The organism is Chamaesiphon sp. VAR_48_metabat_135_sub, from assembly GCF_031418915.1.
Taxonomy (GTDB): Bacteria; Cyanobacteriota; Cyanobacteriia; order Cyanobacteriales; family Chamaesiphonaceae; genus Chamaesiphon.
This window is the reverse complement of the sequence record NZ_JANOJV010000200.1, coordinates 1-3,726: the sequence shown is the minus strand read 5'-3', so window position 1 is coordinate 3,726 and position 3,726 is coordinate 1. Positions and strand designations below refer to the sequence as shown.

Below are 3,726 nucleotides of genomic sequence, written 5' to 3'. Positions count from 1 at the left end.
TTTTGGTAATGGTGGGGGGGGAGGGGGGAGTTCGGAGGAGGGGAGTGGGGCAGTGGGGAGGATGGGGAGTGGGGTGAGTTCGGGAGTGGAAAGTTCGGAGATGGGTGTTGGTGGTGGCGGAGTGGTTTGTTCGTCAGGGATCGAACTGAGATCGCCACTAACTTGTTGTACTTGTTGCTGCATTTGAGCGATCACGGCATTGACGATCTCTTGTGGATCGGTGGTTTCAATCCCAAATTGTTCGGCTAGTTCGGCGACTAGATCGGGGTCTTTTTGCAGCATTGCGGCAAATTCTTCGAGGGTAATTTCACGAGTCTCGGAAGTGGCATCTTCATCTTCCTGTTGATACCCAAACGATCGTGCTGGTGGGGATGAGATCGGATCGTTGTCAATGAGTAGTTCTGGCGGTACGTCACCAAACTGTTCGTAGTTCAGAAGATCTGCACCAATCGCCGATTCTAAAGCATCAAACTCCATAATGGGTAGCAATTCACCTGAAAATTCTTCAGCTCGGCGTTCGAGTAGCTTCACGCCATATTCTCCAGCTAGATCGCCAATTTCACCGCAGTCGAGTTGACCTAATTGCACCATCCGCCCAGCTAGTTCATAATTAGGTACGGGTGCCTCGATTAAATTATTGCCAAATCGATCGAGCCATTCGAGCCATTCTGATTTGCGGACTCGTTGCCTAATTTTGTTGAAAAAGCCGATTGCGCGGGGTTGTTGCCAGCCATGAGCCACTCCTTCGAGCAACTGCATAAATAGATATTCTCGATCGGTATCATCGAGAGATGGTAATTCGGCAGCAGGGACTCGCTCATTGGCATGAATTGCCCCTCGTCCGAATGATTTGCGAAACCATCTAACGAATGATTGCCAGATTTTTTTAAACATTTACTGATTCCTCGATGGCAAGGTAGGTACATTCGATCTAGAGTATCTTAGAGGGTAGTGCTAGTAAATAGCCTCGTTGGCAAAGCCTCTCCTTTGGAGAATCGAGAGGTATTACTTTCGGTTCGACCTCTTTTCTATTTATCCCGCAGATGGCGTATATACCTCTACATCATAAATATAGACCACAAACTTTCGCAGATCTGGTCGGGCAAGAGGCGATTTCTACCACTTTGACTAATGCACTTAGACTGGAGAAGATTGCCCCAGCATACCTGTTTACAGGCCCACGGGGGACGGGCAAAACTTCTAGTGCGCGAATTTTAGCCAAGTCTCTTAATTGTATTGCTAGTCAGGTACCTACAGCGCAACCTTGTGGTAAATGCGATGTCTGTAGTTCGATCGCCCTAGGTGCTGCGTTAGATATTACCGAAATTGATGCCGCTAGTAATACGGGTGTAGATAATATTCGCGAAATTATCGAACGCGCCCAATATGCTCCTGTCCAGTGTCGTTATAAAGTGTACATCATCGATGAGTGTCATATGCTCACGACGGCGGCATTCAATTCGTTGCTAAAAACCCTGGAGGAGCCACCAGATCGGGTGGTGTTCGTGCTTGCAACTACCGATCCACAAAGAGTTTTACCGACGATTATTTCTCGCTGTCAGCGATTTGATTATCGGCGAATTGCGGTTGAGGCGATGGTGAAGCATCTGACTTATATCGCCAAAACCGAACAGATTGAGATTTCGACTGCATCTGTCAAATTAATTGCCCAAATCGCTCAAGGTGGTTTGCGCGATGCCGAGAGTTTACTCGACAGGTTGAGTTTGCTCAGTGGTGAGATTACACCCGATCGAGTGTACGATGCGATCGGGTCGGTACCAGAACAAGATTTATTGGATATCTTACAGTCGATCGCCAACAATGACCCTGAAAGTTTACTCGATCGCACGCGCAATATCCTCGAACGAGGTAAAGAACCTCTGACTGTGCTGCAAAATTTGGCGGGCTGTTACCGCGATTTGACGATCGCCAAAACCGCCCCCAAGCGTCCCGATTTAGTCGCGCTCACCAGCGAAACTTGGGCGGAACTGGTTAAAATCGCTCAAACTTGGCAACTGAGCTGGATTCTCGCTGGACAAAAACATCTCAAAGACAGTGAGGTGCAACTCAAACACAGTACTCAGCCCCAATTATGGCTAGAGATTGCTATTTTGGGATTACTGACAGTCAGCACTCAGCCGCCTGCAGTCGCGACGATTGCAGCCCCACCGCCGACGGCTGTCACCCCGCAAATTGCGCCACCACCGAGCCAACCAGATCGAGTAGCGATCTCTACACCTGCGCCAGTAGCCCCAACAGCTTCCAAAGTAGCGATCGATCCTCAAAATATCTCAAACACATGGGAGCAGGTCTTACAGCAGCTTCTACCCGCGAGTCGTGACTTATTTAAACCCTTTGGGAAGTTAATCTCAATTTCTGAAACCCAAGCGATCGTCGCGATGAAATCTGATACGATGCAGTCGATCGCCTCTGGTAAAGTACCAGAATTAGCTAAAGTATTCAGTCAAATCTTCGGTCGATCTATTTCGGTGAAACTAGATGTCATGGGTAGAAGCCAAGTTCAACCGATCTCTTCTGTCGCCTCACTGTCGCCCGAACCTCCACCAGTCGTACCACCCCCACCTCCAGTCGTACCGATGGCGATACCAGCAGTAGGCGAATATCTCACTGATGGTGAAGAAGTAGCAGATCTAGCTGAGAATATTCAAGCGGCAATAGAACCAATTATCGATTTACCGCCACCTTTAGATCCAACTCCCCAGCCGCCGATTCCAACCGAGCCAGCACCATTAGAGGAACTAGAGCCACCAATGGATTTCGCCGAGCCACCCGACTCAATGGATATCGATCGAGCCGCCAATATGTCAGAGCCAGAAGAACTAGAAATCGATTCCGCACTCCAAATGGCAACGGAAAATATCGTCAAAATCTTTAATGGTGAAATTATCGATCGGACTCACGAGCTTTTTGATAAAATTGTGGGAATTTGAAATTTATAGCAGTTGCCATAAATGTAATCAAAAATCATTTTCGAGTGACTAATTTCATTTTGACGATCGAGTTTTCGATTCGAGTTTTGCCACAGGGTTCGTTACTTTGACAATCATTTACCTTCAGTGGCTTGTAATTTAGGCGTACCTGCTTATTTAAAAGTTTAGTTTGGTTGCAAATATCAAAACTAGCTCCAAGGTTGTATTTTTTACCACGGGCATCGATTAAGTCTACATAACACATCAAATCTCCATTTGTGAGCTTTAATACTTTCCCGCTAGTGGGCAACGAGTTAGATTTAAGTGTTTTGTTAGCAAGCGCGGGAACAACAGCGGAAAGATTAGTAGCGATGATGGCAATACCAATAATTGGTAACAAAGGATGCTTGATTTTCACAATTCTGTATATTTATATTTACTATTGACAATAATGAATACTATCTAAATTCGATCGAGATCGCGATAGAATCAAACTATTCACTATTCACTTTACTAAGATAAACAACAAATTCCTCGATCGATCTTGGGGCTAAAATTTGTTGAGGAGTTTTTGCAGTTAGTCGTGACCAAATCTGCCATAATATTGGCATTCCTAATTCAAAATTCGGCATAAATTGAAGCTTTTCAAAAACTTTTAGGGTTTCACCCTCAGCAATTAATCTCCCTTCCTCCATCACCAATACCCAATCAGCCCACTGATAAACAAAGTCTAGATCGTGGGTGGCAATTAGTAAAGTCGTTCCCAGTTTGGCGATCGAGTCTAACTCGATTAATA

2 protein-coding genes and 2 pseudogenes are annotated in these 3,726 nt (G+C 45.9%); 1 reads left to right on the top strand and 3 read right to left on the bottom strand.

What is annotated here, in order from left to right; genetic code table 11:
* Nucleotides 1–894: pseudogene (locus tag RMO55_RS14385) on the bottom strand (hypothetical protein); the annotation flags it as partial.
* A gap of 149 nt (nt 895–1,043) precedes the next feature.
* Here RMO55_RS14385 and RMO55_RS14380 point away from each other — a divergent pair.
* On the top strand, nt 1,044–2,951 hold the full coding sequence (locus RMO55_RS14380; RefSeq protein ID WP_310427541.1) for a DNA polymerase III subunit gamma/tau: 1,908 nt from the start codon (nt 1,044–1,046) through the stop codon (nt 2,949–2,951).
* A 34-nt stretch (nt 2,952–2,985) separates the two neighbouring features.
* Here the strand turns inward: RMO55_RS14380 and RMO55_RS14375 are convergent, their stop codons facing one another.
* Nucleotides 2,986–3,348, bottom strand: a complete 363-nt coding sequence (locus RMO55_RS14375; RefSeq protein WP_310427539.1) for a hypothetical protein — start codon at nt 3,346–3,348, stop codon at nt 2,986–2,988.
* Between the two features lie 76 nt (nt 3,349–3,424).
* Nucleotides 3,425–3,726: pseudogene (locus RMO55_RS14370) on the bottom strand (cobalt ABC transporter ATP-binding protein); the annotation flags it as partial.